An 18,541-nucleotide genomic window follows, 5' to 3' on the forward strand; every position below is an offset into this window, starting at 1 on the left:
CGGCAGAGAGGTTCCCATGCTCCGTCCGTTCTTCCTCACCCGTGTCTCCATCGGGGTCGCCGCCTCCGCGGTGGAGCTCGCCGTGGAGCTCCCCGGTCGCGCGCTCCAGGCGGCGGTCTCGCTGCCCGCGGTCCCCGTGAAGGTCGCCGGCAGCCTGGTGCAGTCGTACCTGCACGCCGGCCAGACCGTCGCCGGTCTCGCGGTCAAGGGCGATCGGGTGATCGCGACGGTGTTCCCCTCCCGGTCGGACAAGCCGGAGTGGGCGACCTTCGACGAGGACCTCGACGACGACGGGGCCGGGGGCGGGGCTGACACCGCCGTGGGCCCGGGCGGGGACCGCGGTCCCGGCGGCGACGAGCCCGACGTTCCGACCGGCCGCGTCGCGCCACGCACCACGTGACCGCCGGATCGACGAGGTCCCCCAGCAGCCCCGAACAGCCGTGGCCGGTCCGGGTGGTCTCGGACCAGATCGCCAACTGGATCCACCGTCTCGGCGTCGTCTGGGTCGAGGGGCAGATCACCCAGCTCAGCCTGCGCCCGGGCACACGGACGGCGTTCCTCACCCTGCGCGACCCCTCGGTGGACAATTCGCTGACCCTCACCTGCCCGCCCCGCCTCATCTCCGAGGCGCCCGTGCCGGTCACCGAGGGCAGCCGGGTCGTGGTCCGGGGAACGCCCCGCTTCTACACCGGTCGTGGATCGTTCTCGCTCCAGGTCTCCGAGATCCGCCCGGTGGGCATCGGCGAACTCCTCGCCCGCATCGAGAGGCTCAAGCAGGCCCTGGCCGCCGAGGGGCTGTTCGACCCTCGTCTCAAGCGCCCGCTGCCGTTCCTGCCGACCTGTGTCGGGCTGGTGACCGGCCGCGCGAGTGCGGCCGAGCGCGACGTGGTCGAGGTGTCCCGGGGTCGGTGGCCCGACGTGCGGTTCGCCGTCCGCAACACCGCGGTCCAGGGACCGTCGGCCGTACCGCAGATCCTGGAGGCGTTGGCGGAACTCGACGCCGACCCGGTCGTCGACGTGATCATCCTGGCCCGAGGTGGGGGCTCGGTCGAGGATCTCCTCCCGTTCTCCGACGAGGCCCTGGTGCGGGCGATCTCGCGGTGTCGCACGCCCGTGGTCAGCGCGATCGGACACGAGCCGGACTCCCCGCTCTCCGATCTGGTCGCCGACCTGCGCGCGGCCACCCCCACCGACGCCGCCAAGCGCGTGGTCCCGGACGTCGCCGAGGAGCGTCGCCGCATCGTCGAGGCCCGCGCCCGGACCGCACGCGCCCTGCGGGGATGGGTGGAACGGGAGCGCGGGCAACTCACGGCGATCCGCTCCCGCCCGGTGATGGCGAACCCGTACGGACTCGTGGACTCACGGGCCGAGGTGGTGGCCGAGGCGCTCCGGGCGGCCCGGCGGGACATCACCCGGATCGTCCAGACCGAGTCCACGTCCCTCGGCCATCTCGCGGCGCGGCTGACCACGCTCGGACCGGCGGCCACGCTGGCGCGCGGGTACGCGGTGGTCCAGTCCGTCGCCGGGGACCACGACGGCCGGGTGGTCTCGTCCATCGCCCACGCCCCGCCCGGGTCGCAGCTGCGCATCCGGGTATCGGACGGCGCACTGTCCGCCGCCGTCCTCGGCACCACCCCCGCCGCGGGACGGCCCGCGGCCACCACCACACCGCCCGAGCCCGCCACACCCGAGGAGCAGTCCTGATGTCCGACGAGCAAACCCCCGTCTCCCAGCTCGGCTACGAGGAGGCCCGCGACGAGTTGATCGAGGTGGTCCGCATCCTCGAGGCCGGAGGCCAGGACCTGGACGCGTCCCTGGCGCTCTGGGAGCGGGGCGAGGAGCTCGCCGCGCGGTGCACGGAGCACCTCGACGGTGCGCGTGACCGGATCGATGCGGTGCTGGGCGACGACGACGACGCCGGAAGCCGTACCTAGGAGGCCGTACCTAGGAGGCCACACCCCCCGCGCGCCCGGCCGGCCAGGGTCGATCTGGCGGCGGTCGAACCGGTGGCGGTCGAACCGCTGGCTACCGGCTGCTCGGGAGCGGTTCGGCGTCCTGGACGGCCGCGGCCAACGCCTCGAAGTCCGAGGTGGTGGCCGACCCGGTCACCGCCACGCGGACGTCGTCCAGGTCCAGCACCCACACCGGACGGACGTCGTCGCCGGTGTACACGGTCCACTCCTGCCCGGTCACCGGCACGATGGTCCGGCTCGGTCGCGGCCCGCCGTTCAGTGACCGGAACGCCTCCTCGGGGGCGTCGGACTGGACCAGTTCGACGAAGCTCCGCTCGCCCGTCACCCAGCCGACGTGACTCGAGGTGGTGTCGGCGAAGCTCTCGACCCGCCCCGAGTTCGAGGTCCACTCCTCCGGGACGTCCGGGGACCGGACCGGGAAGCCCAGGCTGCGCGCGTCCTGGCGCAGGGAGGCCTCGGCGTCGAACTCGGGGATGGCGCCCTGCTGTGGTCCGGACGGGCTGAAGGTGCACTGGCCCGCGACTCCGGCGAAGATCCCGACGATCGCCATGAGCACCACCACCGACCAGAACATGTCGCGGTTGCCCTGCAGGATTCTCGGTTTCGGCTCGGCCACGGCGTCCAGTATCCCACCCACCCGGGGCATGTCGGGCGCCTGGCCCCCGGCGGGCGTCGGGAGGTGCAACAATGAGCGCCGACACCCCATCGTGCGGCGAGTGGCCACGTCTGTTCGCGCGCAGCTATCCGAGGAGCCCGACGCCACATGTCAGACGCCCTACGCCCCGACCGTAACCTCGCCATGGAGCTCGTCCGAGTCACCGAGGCCGCCGCGCTCGCGGCCGGCCGGTGGGTGGGCCGGGGCGACAAGCTCGGGGGTGACGGCGCGGCCGTGGACGCCATGCGCGAGCTCATCGGCACCGTCGACATGGACGGCGTCGTGGTGATCGGCGAGGGCGAGAAGGACGAGGCGCCGATGCTGTTCAACGGCGAGAAGGTCGGCACCGGGCACGGTCCCGCGGTCGACGTGGCCGTGGACCCGATCGACGGGACGCGCCTCATGGCCGAGGGCCGGCCCAACTCGATCGCCGTCATCGCGGTCGCCGAGCGTGGCGCGATGTTCGACCCCTCCGCGGTGTTCTACATGCGCAAGATCGCCGTGGGGCCGGACGCGGTCGGTCACATCGACCTGTCCAAGTCCACCGAATGGAACATCCTGTCCGTGGCCAAGGCCAAGAACATCGACGTCGGGGACATGACGGTCTGCGTCCTCGACCGCCCCCGGCACGCCGAACTCATCGCGGAGATCCGCGCGGCCGGCGCCAAGGTCCGGCTGATCATGGACGGGGACGTGGCCGGCGGCGTCGCCGCCGCCTCGGACGACAGCTCGGTGGACATCCTCATGGGCATCGGCGGCACCCCGGAGGGGATCATCACCGCCTGCGCCATGAAGTGCATGGGCGGGGAGATCCAGGGGCAGCTCTGGCCGCAGGACGACGCCGAACGCCAGAAGGCCGTGGACGCCGGCCTCGACGTGGATGCGTTCCTCGGCACCGACGACCTGGTCAAGGGTGACAACTGCTTCTTCGCGGCGACCGGTATCACCAACGGCGACATGGTCCGTGGCGTCAGCTACCGCTCGAACGGCGCCGTCACCAGGTCGCTGGTCATGCGATCGAAGTCGGGCACGGTCCGGCACGTCGAGGCCCGCCACCGCATGGAGAAGCTCCGCGAGTTCTCGGCGGTCGACTACGGCCAGGGGACGCGCGACAGCTGACCCCACCCGGGCCCGCCGCGCCGAGAGCGCCTGCACGGTGCGGCGTGCCCGCCTACTCTGACCGTATGGCTGACCAGAGTGGATTCCGTATCGAGCACGACACCATGGGCGAGGTCCGGGTACCCGTCGACGCGCTCTGGCGGGCCCAGACCCAGCGGGCGGTGGAGAACTTCCCGGTCTCGGGCAGCGGTCTCGAGCGCGCACAGATCCGCGCCCTCGGCCTACTCAAGTCCGCCTGCGCGACCGTCAACGGCCGTCTCGGTCTCCTCGAGAAGACCAAGGTCGACGCCATCGTGTCCGCGGCCGGACGGATCGCGGAGGGTGAGGTCGACGACCACTTTCCCGTCGACGTGTTCCAGACCGGCTCCGGAACCAGCTCGAACATGAACGCCAACGAGGTCATCGCCTCGATGTGCGCGGCCGAGGGCGTCACGGTCCACCCGAACGACGACGTCAACATGTCGCAGTCCTCCAACGACACCTTCCCCACCGCCACGCATGTCGCCGCGACGGAGTTGGCGCTGACCGAGCTCGTCCCCGCGCTGGGTGTGCTGGCCGGGTCGTTCGAGCGCAAGTCCGTCGAGTGGCGGGAGGTGGTCAAGTCCGGCCGCACCCATCTCATGGACGCGGTGCCCGTGACCCTCGGCCAGGAGTTCGGGGGGTACGCGCGCCAGATCCGGGCCGGGGCCGAGCGCGTGTGCGCCACCCTGCCCCGGGTGGGCGAGCTCCCGATCGGTGGCACCGCGGCCGGCACCGGACTCAACGCGCCGGACGGTTTCGGCTCCGCGGTGGTCGAGGAACTGCGCTCACTCACGGGGCTCGAGGAGCTGCGCCTGGCGGAGGACCCGTTCGAGGCGCAGTCCGCCCGCGACGGTCTCGTGGAGCTCTCCGGTGCGCTGCGCACGATCGCCGTCTCACTCACCAAGATCGCCAACGACGTCCGGTGGATGGGGTCCGGTCCCATGACCGGGTTGTCCGAGATCCACCTGCCGGACCTGCAGCCCGGGTCGTCGATCATGCCCGGCAAGGTCAACCCCGTACTGTGCGAGACCATCTCCCAGGTCGCCGCCCAGGTCGTGGGTAACGACGAGGCCGTGGCCTGGGCCGGCGCCACCGGAGCCTTCGAGCTCAACACGGCGATCCCGGTGATGGCCCGCAACGTCCTGGAGTCCGCCCGGATCCTCACCACGTCCACGACCCTGTTCGCCGAACGCTGCATCGACGGGATCGAGCCCGACGTCGAGCGGATGCGCCGGTACGCCGAGTCCTCGCCCTCGATCGTCACCCCGCTCAACTCGGCGATCGGCTACGAGGAGGCCGCCCGGGTGGCCAAGCACGCCCTGGCGGAGGGGTTGACGATCCGCGAGGCCGTCATCGCCCTGGGCTTCGTCCCCGACCCGCTGAGCGAGGACGAGCTGGACCGCCGCCTCGACGTGTTGGGGATGACGGGCCTCGACCGCGAGCGCTGACCCCGGACGCGGCCTGCCGCACGGGGCCGCCGAGACCCGGTGAGGAACACCGCGCTGCGTGCCCGGTCCGGGCACGCAGCGCGGTGTCTGCTCACCCGTTGGTCATGCCGCGGTGATCCGGCGCAGCTCCCCCGGCTCGGCGTCCGGGTGGAACTCCTCGAGCATCGTGGTGACCAGTTCGGCGATCGCCGAGCGCTCCGGGCGGTTGAGGGTGACGTGTGCGAACAACGGATGCCCCTTGAGCTTCTCCACCACGGCCTGGATCCCGTCGTGACGGCCGACCCGCAGGTTGTCCCGCTGGGCCACGTCGTGGGTGAGCACCACGCGCGATCCCGTCCCCAGCCTGGAGAGCACCGTGAGCAGGACGTTGCGCTCGAGTGACTGCGCCTCGTCGACGATCACGAACGAGTCGTGCAGGCTCCGGCCGCGGATGTGGGTCAGCGGCAGCACCTCCAGGATCTCCCGGTCCATCACCTCGTCGATCACGTTCTCGCTGACCAGGCCCTCGAGGGTGTCGAACACCGCCTGGGACCACGGCGACATCTTCTCCGTCTCGCTCCCAGGCAGGTACCCGAGCTCCTGTCCGCCCACGGCGTAGAGGGGCCGGAACACCACGATCTTGCGGTGGCGGCGACGCTCCAGTACCGACTCGAGCCCCGCGCACAGGGCGAGCGCGGACTTGCCCGTCCCCGCCCGGCCTCCGAGGGAGACGATCCCGATCGACTCGTCCAGCAGGCAGTCGATGGCGATGCGCTGCTCGGCGGAGCGACCGCGCAGTCCGAACACCTCGATGTCGCCGCGGACGAGCTTGAGGCCGCCGCCGTCGGTGACGCGGGCCAGCGCCGAGGACGACTCGGTCTGGACCCGGATCCCGCAGTGCACCGGCGTCTCCACGTCCAGGCCGGCCGCCCGGGCCGCGAGGGGCGAGGCCCCGCCATCGGAGAACAGGGTGTCCACGAGGTCCTGGGTGGCGGGCAGGTTCGCGACCCCGCTGTAGCCGGTCAGCACCACGTCCTGGGCGTGGTACTCGTCGGCGGGCAGTCCCACGGAGCCCGCCTTGACCCGCAGCGGCACGTCCTTGGAGACCAGGACGGTGTCGAGGCCCTCGGCGCGGAGGTTGAGCGCGCACGCGAGGATCCGGGAGTCCTCCCCCGTGTTCCGGAACCCGGCGGGCAGGATCGCCTGGTCGGTGTGGTTGAGCTCGACCCGCAGGGTTCCCCCCTGGTCGGTGATGGGCAGGTCGCCGTCGAGCCGCCCGTGGCGGAGGCGCAGATCCTCGAGGAGTCGGAGCGCCTCGCGGGCGAAGTAGCCCAGCTCGGGGTGGTGTCGCTTGCCCTCCAGCTCCCCGATCACCGCGATGGGCAGCACCACGCGGTGCTCGGCGAAGCGGGTGACGGCCCACGGGTCAGAGAGCAGAACCGAGGTGTCGAGGACGTAGGTGCGTACGGTGTCGGTCACGGCGGACTCCTGGCCCGCGGCACCCGCGGGCGAGCTGGGGGTGGACCGGTCGGCCCAGGTCACCTGGTGGTGACGGGGCCGGGTGCCGGCCCCCTCCCGATCGAGTGGATCGATCATCGGCTGGGACCTCCCGACGGTCGGCTTCCCCACCGACCGTTGTGACCCACGCTACGCCCGAATCACACGAGTGTGAGTTAACTCATCGTGAATTTGTCGGTCTCGCCGGGGTCCGTGACGCACACCGGGTCACGGCACCCTCTCGAACGCGGCGGCCAGGCCCTGTCCGCCGCCCAGGCACATCGTCTCCAGAGCGAGCCGGCCCTGCCGGCGGGCGAGCTCGCGGGCCATCGTGGTGAGGATGCGGGTCCCCGTGGCCCCGACGGGGTGGCCGAGCGAGATCCCCGAGCCGTGCACGTTGAGCCGCTCGCGGTCGGCCGCCGTGAAGCCGAACCCGCCCTCCCACTCCCGCAGGCACGCCAGGACCTGGGCGGCGAAGGCCTCGTTGAGTTCGATCAGGTCGAAGGCGGCGAGACGCAGCCCGAGATCGTTCAGGAGCCCGGCGGTGGCGGAGACGGGACCGATCCCCATCCGAGCGGGATGGACCCCGGTCACCGACCACCCGAGGGGCCTGACGTACGCGCGCAGCCCGAGGCTCTCCGCGCGATCGCGGGTGGTCACGACGCACACCGCGGCGCCGTCGTTCTCCCCGCTGGCGTTGCCGGCGGTCACGGTCGCGTCGGGGTCGAGCCGGGAGCGCACGGGGCGCAGCGCGGCGAGTGATGCCGCGGTGACACCGCGGCGGGGGTGCTCGTCGGTGTCGACGACGACGACGACGTCGTCTCCCCCGCCCCGGGGGACCCGCACCGGCACGATCTCCTCGTCGAACACCCGCCCGTCCTGCGCCGCGACGGCGCGCCGCTGGCTCTCGGCCGCCAGCTCGTCCTGCTCGGCTCGGGAGATCGAGTACTCGGCGCGGAGGTTCTCGGCGGTCTCGAGCATGCCTCCGGGGATCGGGTGGTCACGGCCGCCCGACGTCACCCGGCCCCGCGCGATGCGGTCGACGAACTCGACGCGGTCACCGCGGACACCGCCGCGCAGGCCGAGCGAGTAGAACTCGCTGTTCGACATCGACTCCGCCCCGCCCGCGATCACCACCTCGCTCGCGCCCACCGCCACCTGCATCGCGGCGTTGAGCACGGCCTGCAGTCCGGATCCGCACCGGCGGTCGATCTGGATCCCGGGGGTGCGGATGTCCAGGCCGGCGTCCAGTGCCGCGACGCGCCCGATCGCCGGAGCCTCCCCGTTCGGGTAACACTGCCCGAGGATCACGTCGTCGACGTCCGTGGCGGACAGACCGGTGCGGTCGACCAGACCGGAGATCGCGGCCGCGGCCAGATCGGCGGCCGCGAGCGGGGCGAGGGCGCCGTGGCGGCGACCCACCGCGGTGCGCACGGGTTCGCAGACCACGACGTCGGCGAGGGCCCGCGACATGCGGGAACTCACCGACTCACTCCACCATCATCCGGACGGTCTCGGCGACGACCGCCGGACGGTCGGAGCCCTCGACCTCCACGGTCACCAGACTGCCCAACTGGACCCCGGAGGCCCTGCGCTGGAGCGAGGTGAGCTCGATCCCCGCCCGGATGCGCGATCCCACCGGGACCGGTGCCGGGAACCGGACCTTGTCGACGCCGTAGTTGATCATCATCCGGAACCCCCGGATCTCCATGACCTCCGCGCCCAGCACGGGCAGCAGGGAGAGGGTCAGGTAGCCGTGGGCGATGGTGGCACCGTAGGGCCCCTGCGCCGCACGGACCGGGTCGACGTGGATCCACTGGTGGTCCCCGGTCGCGTCGGCGAACGCGTCGATGCGGTCCTGGGTGATCTCCATCCAGTCGCTGTACCCCACGTGTCGCCCGAGTTCGGCCTCGAGCTGCTCCAGTCCCTCGAACACCCTCATGACAGTCCTCCTCGCTGCACCAGTTGCGATGCGATGACGTTGCGTTGGATCTCGTTGGTCCCCTCGCCCACGATCATGAGCGGGGCGTCGCGGAAGTACCGCTCCACGTCGTACTCCGTGGAGTAGCCGTACCCGCCGTGGATCCGGACCGCGTCGAGCGCGATCTCCATGCCGACCTCGGAGGCGAACAGCTTGGCCATTCCGGCCTCCATGTCGCAGCGCTCGCCGGCCTCGGAACGCTCGGCGGCGTGGAGCGTGAGCTGGCGCGCGGCGGACAGCTTGGTGGCCATGTCGGCCAGACGGTGACCGACCGCCTGGTGCTTCCAGATGGGCTGCCCGAACGACTCCCGCTGCTGCGCGTAGGCGAGAGAATCCTCGAGGGCGGCGGCCGCCACCCCGAGGGCACGGCCGGCCACCTGGATCCGTCCGGTCTCCAGGCCCTTCATCATCTGGGCGAAGCCACGTCCGGGCTCGCCGCCGAGCACCCGCGTGGCGGGCGTGCGATAGCCGTCGAAGGCCAGCTCACACGTCTCGACGCCCTTGTACCCGAGCTTGGACAGGTCCCTCGAGACGGTCAGCCCGGGACCGTGCCCGACCAGGACGATCGAGATCCCCCTGTGCGCGGGCGTCGCCGACGGGTCAGTCTTGCAGAGCAGGGCGATGAGGCCGGAGCGGCGCGCGTTCGAGATCCACGTCTTGGCCCCGGTGATCACCAGGTCGTCTCCGTCGGGTGTCGCGACGGTGCCCATGGCCTGGAGGTCCGACCCCCCGCCGGGCTCCGTGAGGGCCATGGTCGCCCGCACCTCACCCGTGGCCATCGTCGGGAGGTGGGTGGACTTCTGCTCCTCGGTGCCGAACTCGGTGAGGAGCTTCGCCACCACCGTGTGCCCGCCCATGGCGCCCGCCAGGGACATCCAACCGCGGGCGAGTTCCTCGGTGACGCGCACGAAGCAGGGCATCGAGACCGGCATCCCGCCGTACTCCTCGGGGACGGCCAGGCCGTAGATCCCGATCTGCTTCATCTGCTCGATCCAGCGTTCCGGGTACTCGTCCGCGTGCTCCATCTCGCGCACGGACGGCCTGACCTCGCGGTCGATGAACCGGCGCACGGTCGCGACGAGGTCGGCCTCGTCCTGGTTCAGGTCCGGCACCGGTGACACCTCGTCGTCGTCTCGATCCGCCCGTCGGGCGGGGTCCGGACATCATCGCAACCCTCCATCCGATAGTCAATAATCATGCGCATGGTTTGGTTAGGATGCCGGTCATGGACACTCGCGACGCCCGGCCCGTCGGCGGACCCTACTTCGACCAGCTGGCGGTGGGTCAGGTCGTCGTCGACGCCCCGTCCGTCACCCTGACCGACGGTCTCGCCGCCGCACACCAGGCGATCCTCGGCGACCGGCTGCGGCTCCCCCTGGACCGTCGTCTCGCCCACGCCGTCACCGGCGGCACGGTGGCCCACCCGGGCCTCGTCGTCGACGTCGCGATCGGCCAGTCCACCCTCGTCACCCAGCGCGTCCGGGCCAACCTCTTCTACCGCGGCCTGCGTCTGCTCACCGCACCCCGGATCGGTGACACCCTGACCACCCGGACGGAGGTCGTGGGACTCAAGACCAACAGCCACTCACCGGGCCGCACCCCCACCGGGCTCGCCGCGCTCCGCATCACCACCACCGACCAGGACGGACGGACCGTCCTGGACTTCCACCGATGCGCCATGCTGCCCCTGGCTCCGGGCGTCGACCCGGACTCGTGCGCCCACACCGACGACCTGGCGGCGGTCGGGACCGCCACCACCCGGCCGTGGGCGACACCCGACGCCTGGGACCTGGCCGCCTACCGCGCCGCGGTCCCCGGGGCGAGTGACCCCCTCCCCGCCGAGGGCACCGTCCTGCGCCCGGGCGCCGACGTGGTCTCGAGCGCCCCGGAACTGGCCCGGCTCACCCTGAACATCGCGCAGACCCACCACGACGCCCGCGTCTCGGGCGCCGGCAGGTTGGTCTACGGCGGCCACACCATCGGACTCGCGCTGTCGCAGGCCACCCGGGCGCTGCCGACGATGCTCACCGTGCTCGGCTGGCACTCCTGCGACCACGTGGGCCCGGTCCGCGAGGGCGACACCCTGAGCAGCGAGCTCGTGATCGGGGCCGCGGTCGATCTCCCGGACGGGGGGACGGCGCTCGATCTGCGGTCGCTCGTCACCGCCCACCGGGCGGACGGTGACGCTCCCGTCCTGGACTGGTCGTACACGGTACTCATGCCCGGACGCCCGGATCGGGGATAATGGTTGTCATGAGTTCAGAAGGCGGCACGCGGCCGGGGGTGGGCCGCCCCAAGAAGACGGCGCTCCTGGTGGCCCAGCAGATCGTCGAGGACATCTCCCGTCGCGGGAACACCGTCGGCGACCGGCTGCCCCCGGAACACCTCATGCTCGAGCAGTACGGGGTCGGTCGCGGGACGCTCCGCGAGTCGCTGCGCTACCTGGAACTGCAGGGCGTGCTCATGCTCAAGCCCGGGCCCGGTGGCGGGCCGATCGTGCAGCAACCGGACGGGGGGACGCTGGCCGCCACGTTGAGCCTGCTCCTGCAGTTCGAGAACGCCCCGTTCTCCACGATCATGGAGGCCCGCACGGCGTTGGAGCCCACCATCTCCCGTCTGGCCACCTCGCGGATCGACGACGCCGGACTGGCCGGACTCGCCGAGAACCTCCGCCAGACGCGGGAGCAGATGGGCGACCAGGCCGCGTTCTCGGCCCACTCCGAGCGATTCCACGAGCTGATCGCCTGGAGCTCCGGGAACGCGCTCTTCGGCTACCTCTTCGATGCGCTGAGCGGCCTGATCGCCGGAGCCTCGATGGGCATCACCTACCCCAGGCGGCAGCGCGAGTTGACGTGCGACATCCACGAGGAGATCTACGCCGCGATCGCCGACCGGGACGGCGACACCGCGTCCCGGTTGATGTCGGTCCACATCCACGAGCACACCACGTACCTGGAGAAGCGGTTCCACAGCGCGCTCGCGAGGCCGATCCGGTGGGACCTCGACGGTTGACCCGGGTCACCGGGCCGTGCCCGTCCGAGGCGGATCAGATGTGGCGGCCGCCGGTGATCTCGAGGACCGTACCGGTCATGTAGCTCGACATGTCGCTGGCCAGGAACAGCACGACCTGCGCGACCTCGGAGGGCTCGCCGGCCCGGCCCAGGGGGATCTCGGCCATCTTCTCGTCCCAGACGTGCTGCGGCATCGCCAGGGTCATGGCGGTGCGGATGAGCCCCGGCTGGATCGCGTTGACGCGCACGTTCTTGAACGCGACCTCCTTGGCGGCGGCCTTGGTCAGTCCGACGATCCCCGCCTTGGCGGCGGAGTAGTTGGTCTGACCCTTCAGCCCGACCTTGCCGGAGATGGAGGAGACGTTGACGATCGCCCCTCCCCCGTGCTCCCGCATCCGCCCGGCGGCCGCGCGGGTGCCGTTCCACGTTCCCTTGAGGTGGATCGCGATGATGTCGTCGAACTGCTCCTCGGTCATCGTGCGCATCGTGGCGTCGCGGGTGACACCGGCGTTGTTCACGAACACCCCGAGCGGCCCGAACGCCTCCTCGGCCACGTCGATCAGGTGCTCGATCGCCGCCCCGTCACGCACGTCGCAGTTCACGTACCGTGCGGCGTCCTCGCCGCCCAGCTCGGTGACCGCGGCCGCGCCCGCCTCGTCGTCGATGTCCCCGATCACGACGCGCGCCCCGCTGTCGATGAACGTCCGCGCGATCTCCAACCCGATCCCGCGCGCGGCTCCGGTGACGACCGCGGTCCTACCCTCAAGAAGTCCCATGACGTGTGTCCTCTCCTCGTGCCCGCCCGGCCAGTTCGGCCAGGATCGCATCGGTGTGTCGGCCCAGTGACGGCACGGGCCCCATCGGTAGCTCTACGTCCGCGTAGGTGATCGGCGGGAGCAGGCCGCGGACGGGTCCGGCCGGGGTGTCGACCTCGCGCCACCGGTCCCGCGCCTCGAGCTGCGGGTGGTGGACCAGTCCGGCGACGTCGTTGAGCCGGGCCGCCGGGACACCGGCGTCGTCGAGTCGCGCGGCCAGCTCCTCCGAGTCGTACTCCCTGGTCAGGGACCCGATCAGTGCGTCCACCTCGGCCCTGCGCGCCACGCGGGCGATGTTGGTCGCGTACCGCTCGTCGTCGACGAGATCCGGCCGGTCCAACACGTCGCGGACCAGCGCCGCCCATCCCCGGTCGTTCTGCACCCCGATGAGCACCTGTCCGTCCCTGGTGGGGAAGGCGTCGTACGGGCAGATCGAGGCGTGCGACAGGCCCATGCGCCCGACCTGCCGGTCCGCGTACATCCGGATGTACATGGGGTGGCCCATCCACTCGGCTGTCGCCTCGAACATCGACACCTCGATCGTGGCACCGAGCCCGGTCCGCTCCCGACGGAACAGCGCCGACTGGACCGCCGAGAGCGCATACATCCCGGTCGCGATGTCGGAGACCGGGACGCCGGTCTTGGTGGCGGTCTCGGGGGTACCGGTGATCGAGCACAGCCCCGACTCGGCCTGGACGAGCATGTCGTAGGCCTTGCGGCCCGAGTACGGCCCCGCCTCGCCGTATCCGGAGAGGGTGACGACGACGAGCTCGTCCTTCCGCGACCGGAGCGCAGCGGCCCCCAGACCCAACCGGTCCATCGCCCCGGGTGCCAGGTTGCTCAGGACCACGTCCGCACGGTCGGCCAGCTCGAGCGCGACCCGCCGCCCGTCGTCGGAGGCCAGGTCGAGCGCGATCGACTCCTTGCCCCTGTTGAGCCAGACGAAGTGCGAGGCCAGGCCGTGGACGGTGTCGTCGTAGGACCGGGCGAAGTCACCCTCCCCCGGCCGCTCGATCTTGATGACGCGGGCGCCGAGGTCCGCGAGGTGACGGGTGGCCAACGGGCCGGCGACGGCCTGCTCGACCGCCACGACCGTGATCCCCTCGAGAGGGAGCGGCCCGTCTCCCGTCATCGTGCGGTGGCCTCGCGTGTCGCACCGCGCATGAGGCCGCCGCCGATGACCAGCCTCTGGATCTCGCTGGTCCCCTCGTAGAGGCGCAGCAGGCGGATGTCCCGGTAGATCCGCTCGACCACCACGCCCCGCATGTACCCGGTGCCGCCGTGGATCTGGACGGCCAGGTCGGCGACCTTCCCCGCCATCTCCGTGCAGAAGAGCTTGGCGACGGACGGGGCGATGCGTCGGTCCTCTCCCGAGACGTACTTGGCCGCGACCTCCCGGACCAGCGCCTGTCCGGCCATCACCCCGACCTGCTGGTCGGCGATCATGGCCTGGACCAGCTGGAAGTCGCCGACGGCCGTGCCCCCCTGCGTGGTGGTGGCCGCATGGGCCAGCGACTCGTCGAGCGCCCTTCTCGCCGACCCCACGGCGACGGCGGCGATGTGCACGCGACCGCGGGCCAGGGACGTCATCGCCGCGCGGTACCCGGCGTCCTCGTCTCCCCCCACCAGCGACGAGGCGGGGACCCGGACACCACTGAAGTCCACCTCTGAGGTCGGGGCACCCTCCTGGCCCATCTTGCGGTCCTTCGGTCCCACCGTGACCCCGGCCGCGTCGGCGGGGACGAGGAACACCGCGATCCCCGGGCCACCGGCGTCCGCGGGGCGAGTCCGGGCGAACACGACGAACAGATCCGCCACCGGCGCGTTGGTGATGAAGCGCTTGGTGCCGTCGATGACCCAGTCGTCGCCGTCCCGGACGGCCCTGGTCGCCAGCCCGGCGGGATTGGACCCCGCACCGTCCTCGGTCAGCGCGAAGGACGCGATCACCTCGCCGGACGCGATCCGCTCCAGCCACTCCGCCTTCTGCTCGTCGGTGCCGAAGTTCACCAGGACCTGCCCGGCGATCCCGTTGTTGGTGCCGAACAGCGACCGCATGGCCAGGCTGGTGTACCCGAATTCCATCGCCAGCTCGACGTCCTGGGTCAGGTCCAACCCCAGGCCACCCCACTGCTGCGGGATCGCGTACCCGAACATCCCCATCTCGGCCAGCCCGGCCCGGATGTCCTCCGGGACGGCGTCGGCGTCGGCGATCTCCCGCTCCCGGGGCATCACCACGGTCCGGATGTAGTCGCGGGTCGTGGCGAGGATGGCCGCGAAGTCCTCCGCGTCGACCTCGGGCCCCACCGAGTCCGCCTGATCGCTCATGACTGTGTCCTCTGTCGTCCGTGATGGCCCTCGCGGAACCACGATCCGGTGAAGTATGCTTCAAACTATTATCATCAATTACGGAGCGGGGCAATAGTCACCGCCGGACCCCCGGGAGCCACCGATGGCCGAATCCAGCGAGTCGCGACCGCTCAGCGGCATCCGCGTGGTCGAACTCTCCAGCTTCGTGGCCTCTCCCCTGTGCGGGCTCACGCTCGCCCAGCTCGGCGCCGAGGTCATCCGCGTCGACCCGGTGGGCGGCGCGGCGGACGTGCACCGCTGGCCGCTCGCCCCGGGCGGAACCTCGATCTACTGGACCGGCCTCAACAGGGGCAAGTCCTCGGTGACCCTCGACCTCCGGTCCGACGAGGGCCGGCAGTCGTTCCGGGACCTCGTCACCGCTCCCGGGGAGGGCTCGGGAATCCTCGTGACCAACTCCGCCGGCCGGGAGTGGATGAGCCATGAGCGTCTGGCCGCGGTTCGACCCGATGTCATCACCCTCGAACTGCTCGGACGTCGCGACGGCCGCCCCGGGGTCGACTACACCGTCAACGCCGCCCTCGGGTTCCCCGCGATCACCGGACAGGACGGCGGGCAGGGCGGTGGACAGGGCGGTGGACAGGGCGGTGGACAGGTGGTCAACCACACCCTGCCGGCCTGGGACGTCGCCGCGGGACTCCACGCGGCGCTGGCGGTGGTCTCCGCCGTCCGCGAGCGGGAGAGGACCGGCCGGGGCCGACGCATCGTGCTCCCGCTGGACGACGTCGCACTGGCCACCGCCGGCGCGCTGGGCTACCTCACCGAACCGCAGCTCGACGGGTCCACCCGGCCCGCCGTCGGCAACTACGTCTACGGCACGTTCGGGAGGGACTTCACCACCGCCGACGGGGGCCGTGTAATGGTGGTCGCCCTGACCACCAGGCATTTCCACGACCTGGCGCGGGTGACCGGGACCCGGGACGCCGTTGACGCCCTCGAGTCGGCCACCGGCGCCGACTTCGGTACCGAGGCCGACAGGTACTCCTACCGGGAGGTCCTGGCCGCACTGTTCGCCCGATGGTTCTCCGCCCACACCACGGCGGAGGTCACCCGAGCACTGGAGGACTCGGTGGTACTGCACGAGCGGTACCGCACGTTCGACCAGGTGGTGACGGAGGGCGATCTCGAGGCCAACCCGCTGTTCGCTGCACTGGATCAGCCGGGGATCGGCTCGTACCTCGCGGCCGCGCACCCCGCGACCTTCGACGGCCGGCACCTGGCCACCGGTCCCGCGCCGGACCTCGGCGCCGACACCGATCGCCTCACCGCCGATCGCCCCCGCGCTCCGATCGACTCACCGCCGATCGCCCCACCACCGCAGGGACCTGAGTCATGACCCACAAACCCGCCGCCCGCGACGGTGTCCCCGTGTACCTCACGGAGGAGCGGCTCGCGATCCGCGATCTGGCCCGCGACTTCACCGCCCGGGAGGTCCTGCCGGTCGCGAACCGCCTCGACCCGGAGAAGGGAGACATCCCCGACGAGCTCCGGCAGAAGATGGCCGATATCGGCTTCTTCGGCATCATGATCGGCGAGGAGCACGGCGGGCTCGGCCTGGGCGTGTTCGAGTACTGCCTGGTCGCCGAGGAGCTCGCCCGCGGGTGGCTGTCGGTCTCCGGTCTCCTCGCCCGTGGCAACGGGATGGGCGGCGGGTTCACCCCCGATCAGGAGGCGCGCCTGCTCCCCCGCGTCGCCCGCGGCGAGTGGCTGGGCGCCTACGCGTTGTCGGAGGCCGAGGCGGGCTCCGACGTCGCCAACATCTCCTGCCGAGCCGTCCGCGACGGCGACGAGTGGGTGGTGAACGGCACCAAGATGTGGTGCACCTATGCCGACCAGGCGGACTACCTCGTGCTGTTCGCCCGTACCGACCCGGTCCGGGACCCGGCCAAGCCCCACCGCGGGATCTCCGCCTTCCTGGTGGAGAAGGATCGCGGCGTGTTCCCCGCGGGCATCACCGGCAACCCCGTCCGCAAGATCGGATACTTCGGCTGGCAGACCTGGGAGCTGTCCTTCGACGACTTCCGGTTGCCCGCCTCTGCGCTGCTCGGCGGGGAGGGCAGGGGCTTCTACCTGGCGGTCTCCGGCCTGGAGGTCGGTCGCGCCCACACCGCCGCCCGCGCGATCGGCCTGGCCCGCGCCGCGCTGGAGGACTCGATCGCCTACGTCGCCACCCGCGAACAGTTCGGCCGACCGATCGGCGAGTTCCAGTACCTGCGCTTCGAGATCGCCCGGATGGCCGCCGACATCGAGGCCGCGCGCCAGCTCATGTTCTCGGTGGCCACGGACATCGACTCCGGGCGTCGCTGCTCGCTCGAGGCCGCCATGTGCAAGCTCGTGGCCACCGAGATGGCCGAGCGGGTGACCTCCCAGGGCGTCCAGATCCACGGCGGGGCCGGGTACACGACCGACTTCCAGGTGGAGCGGCACTGGCGCGACGCCCGGCTGACGCGCATCTTCGAGGGCACCAGCGAGATCCAGATGCGGATCATCTCGGATGAACTCCTCGGCCGCGACCACTGAGTACAGTCGCCACCATGAAGGCTGCGGTGTGCGTGGACACGGAATCCCCCCTGGTGCTCGAGGACATCCCGATCCCCGAACCCCGGGAGGGCGAGGTCCTGATCCACAACACGGCCTGCGGGGTGTGCCACACCGACCTCCACGTGATGAAGGGCGAGGTGGGGTTCCCGCTCCCCGGGGTCCTGGGGCACGAGGTCTCCGGAGTCGTCGCCGAGGTCGGCCGTGGCGTGACGGCGGTCCGCCCGGGTGACCGCGTGGTGGGCTCGTTCATCATGCCGTGCGGGTGGTGCGAGAACTGCGCCCGCGGGATGGAGGACCTCTGCGCCACCTTCTTCGAGTACAACCGCCTGCGCGGGACCCTGTACGACGGCGAGACCAGGCTTCACCGCGCCAACGGAGAGCCGCTGTCCATGTACTCGATGGGCGGCCTGGCGGAGTACAGCGTCACGCCCGCCACCGCGGTGTTCACCCTCCCCGAGGAGCTGGATCTGGCGGATTCGGCGATCCTGGGGTGCTCGCTGTTCACCGCCTACGGTGCCGTGCGGAACGTCGGGGATGTCCGGACCGGTGAGTCGGTCGCGGTCGTGGCCGTGGGCGGCGTCGGGCAGAACATCGTCCAGCTGGCCGCGGTGAGTGGCGCCGAATCCGTCATCGCCGTCGACGTGGACGAGGAGAAGCTCGCCCTGGCGCGGCGCATGGGTGCGACCCACACGATCAACTCGCGCGAGGTCGATGCGACCGAGGCGGTCATGGAGATCACCGGGGGCCGGGGCGTCGACGCCGCCTTCGAGGCGCTGGGCTCGGCCGCCACCACCCGCCAGGCCACGGACATCACGCGGGAGGGCGGCAGGGTCGTCGTGGTGGGCATCCCGCCGGCCGGGACGGTGCTGGACGTCGACCTCGCGCGGGTCGTGCGCCGCAAGATCCAGATCAAGGGCTCCTACGGCGCCCGCGCACGTCAGGACGTACCCGCGCTGATCCGGCTGCTCGCCGCGGGGAGGCTCGACCTGAGCAGTGTGATCTCCCGGCGTGTGGGCCTGGAGCAGGCACCGGAGACCTACCAGGCCCTCGACCGCGGTGAGGTCCTGGGCCGGGCCGTCGTGCTCACCGGGGCCTGACCCGCAGCACAGCCCCCGCCGCAGCACAGCCCCCGCCGCG

General features: G+C 71.5%; 18 protein-coding genes. 10 read left to right on the forward strand and 8 right to left on the reverse strand.

Features of this window, described 5'->3' with window-relative positions; genetic code table 11:
- Positions 1-16 precede the first annotated feature (16 nt).
- Genes G6022_RS00955 through G6022_RS00965 form a run of 3 tightly spaced genes read left to right on the forward strand, consistent with a single transcriptional unit; the run spans position 17 to position 1,934 of the window.
- Positions 17-400 carry a hypothetical protein gene (locus G6022_RS00955; protein ID WP_182639912.1) on the forward strand — a complete coding sequence of 128 codons (384 nt, stop codon included), beginning with the start codon at positions 17-19 and terminating at the stop codon, positions 398-400.
- The gene (xseA, locus tag G6022_RS00960) at positions 397-1,704 is read left to right on the forward strand and encodes an exodeoxyribonuclease VII large subunit (RefSeq protein ID WP_182690889.1); all 1,308 of its coding nucleotides are present in this window, start codon (positions 397-399) and stop codon (positions 1,702-1,704) included. The genes G6022_RS00955 and xseA overlap by 4 nt, the downstream gene beginning before the upstream one ends.
- Positions 1,704-1,934 (forward strand): exodeoxyribonuclease VII small subunit, encoded by a 231-nt coding sequence (locus G6022_RS00965; RefSeq protein ID WP_179525652.1) that lies wholly within the window; start codon positions 1,704-1,706, stop codon positions 1,932-1,934. Before xseA ends, G6022_RS00965 begins: the two co-directional genes overlap by 1 nt.
- A gap of 91 nt (positions 1,935-2,025) precedes the next feature.
- Here G6022_RS00965 and G6022_RS00970 read toward each other — a convergent pair whose 3' ends face one another.
- Positions 2,026-2,589 carry a DUF4245 domain-containing protein gene (locus G6022_RS00970; RefSeq protein ID WP_179525653.1) on the reverse strand — a complete coding sequence of 188 codons (564 nt, stop codon included), beginning with the start codon at positions 2,587-2,589 and terminating at the stop codon, positions 2,026-2,028.
- Between the two features lie 147 nt (positions 2,590-2,736).
- On the opposite strand from G6022_RS00970, the gene glpX reads away from it, so the two are divergent.
- A complete protein-coding gene (gene glpX, locus G6022_RS00975) occupies positions 2,737-3,747 on the forward strand; it encodes a class II fructose-bisphosphatase (protein ID WP_179525654.1) in 1,011 nt (336 codons plus the stop codon).
- A gap of 65 nt (positions 3,748-3,812) precedes the next feature.
- A complete protein-coding gene (locus tag G6022_RS00980; RefSeq protein ID WP_182639802.1) occupies positions 3,813-5,216 on the forward strand; it encodes a class II fumarate hydratase in 1,404 nt (467 codons plus the stop codon).
- A 102-nt stretch (positions 5,217-5,318) separates the two neighbouring features.
- Here G6022_RS00980 and G6022_RS00985 read toward each other — a convergent pair whose 3' ends face one another.
- From G6022_RS00985 to G6022_RS01000, 4 genes are all read right to left on the reverse strand, one after another.
- Positions 5,319-6,674 carry a PhoH family protein gene (locus G6022_RS00985; protein WP_182639801.1) on the reverse strand — a complete coding sequence of 452 codons (1,356 nt, stop codon included), beginning with the start codon at positions 6,672-6,674 and terminating at the stop codon, positions 5,319-5,321.
- Positions 6,675-6,920: 246 nt separating this feature from the next.
- Positions 6,921-8,165, reverse strand: a complete 1,245-nt coding sequence (locus tag G6022_RS00990; protein ID WP_182690897.1) for an acetyl-CoA C-acetyltransferase — start codon at positions 8,163-8,165, stop codon at positions 6,921-6,923.
- A gap of 16 nt (positions 8,166-8,181) precedes the next feature.
- On the reverse strand, positions 8,182-8,634 hold the full coding sequence (locus tag G6022_RS00995; RefSeq protein ID WP_182610334.1) for a MaoC family dehydratase: 453 nt from the start codon (positions 8,632-8,634) through the stop codon (positions 8,182-8,184).
- On the reverse strand, positions 8,631-9,785 hold the full coding sequence (locus G6022_RS01000) for an acyl-CoA dehydrogenase family protein (protein WP_182639622.1): 1,155 nt from the start codon (positions 9,783-9,785) through the stop codon (positions 8,631-8,633). Before G6022_RS01000 ends, G6022_RS00995 begins: the two co-directional genes overlap by 4 nt.
- Positions 9,786-9,898: 113 nt before the next feature.
- Between G6022_RS01000 and G6022_RS01005 the strand changes: the two genes are divergently transcribed.
- Together G6022_RS01005 and G6022_RS01010 are read left to right on the forward strand one after the other, a co-directional pair.
- A complete protein-coding gene (locus tag G6022_RS01005) occupies positions 9,899-10,918 on the forward strand; it encodes an acyl dehydratase (protein WP_182690891.1) in 1,020 nt (339 codons plus the stop codon).
- Between the two features lie 8 nt (positions 10,919-10,926).
- Positions 10,927-11,685: an FCD domain-containing protein gene (locus G6022_RS01010; protein WP_179525659.1), complete on the forward strand. Its 759-nt coding sequence runs from the start codon at positions 10,927-10,929 to the stop codon at positions 11,683-11,685.
- Between the two features lie 34 nt (positions 11,686-11,719).
- On the opposite strand, the gene fabG is transcribed toward G6022_RS01010, so the two are convergent.
- From fabG to G6022_RS01025, 3 genes are read right to left on the reverse strand one after another with little or no spacing between them, the layout of a single operon-like run.
- Positions 11,720-12,460, reverse strand: a complete 741-nt coding sequence (gene fabG / locus G6022_RS01015) for a 3-oxoacyl-ACP reductase FabG (RefSeq protein ID WP_182616068.1) — start codon at positions 12,458-12,460, stop codon at positions 11,720-11,722.
- Complete coding sequence (locus G6022_RS01020; RefSeq protein ID WP_182639621.1) at positions 12,447-13,631, reverse strand: CaiB/BaiF CoA-transferase family protein; 1,185 nt, start codon at positions 13,629-13,631, stop codon at positions 12,447-12,449. Before G6022_RS01020 ends, fabG begins: the two co-directional genes overlap by 14 nt.
- A complete protein-coding gene (locus G6022_RS01025; protein WP_182639620.1) occupies positions 13,628-14,824 on the reverse strand; it encodes an acyl-CoA dehydrogenase family protein in 1,197 nt (398 codons plus the stop codon). Before G6022_RS01025 ends, G6022_RS01020 begins: the two co-directional genes overlap by 4 nt.
- 124 nt (positions 14,825-14,948) lie before the next feature.
- Here G6022_RS01025 and G6022_RS01030 point away from each other — a divergent pair, with 124 nt between their 5' ends.
- Genes G6022_RS01030 through G6022_RS01040 form a run of 3 tightly spaced genes read left to right on the forward strand, consistent with a single transcriptional unit; the run spans position 14,949 to position 18,501 of the window.
- A complete protein-coding gene (locus G6022_RS01030; RefSeq protein ID WP_182690893.1) occupies positions 14,949-16,199 on the forward strand; it encodes a CoA transferase in 1,251 nt (416 codons plus the stop codon).
- A complete protein-coding gene (locus G6022_RS01035; RefSeq protein ID WP_182639618.1) occupies positions 16,196-17,383 on the forward strand; it encodes an acyl-CoA dehydrogenase family protein in 1,188 nt (395 codons plus the stop codon). The genes G6022_RS01030 and G6022_RS01035 overlap by 4 nt, the downstream gene beginning before the upstream one ends.
- Before the next feature lie 14 nt (positions 17,384-17,397).
- Positions 17,398-18,501, forward strand: a complete 1,104-nt coding sequence (locus G6022_RS01040) for a zinc-binding dehydrogenase (RefSeq protein WP_182690895.1) — start codon at positions 17,398-17,400, stop codon at positions 18,499-18,501.
- Positions 18,502-18,541 lie beyond the last annotated feature (40 nt).

The sequence above is a fragment of the Dietzia sp. Cai40 genome (assembly GCF_014145165.1).
In the GTDB taxonomy this organism is placed as follows: Bacteria; Actinomycetota; Actinomycetes; order Mycobacteriales; family Mycobacteriaceae; genus Dietzia; species Dietzia natronolimnaea.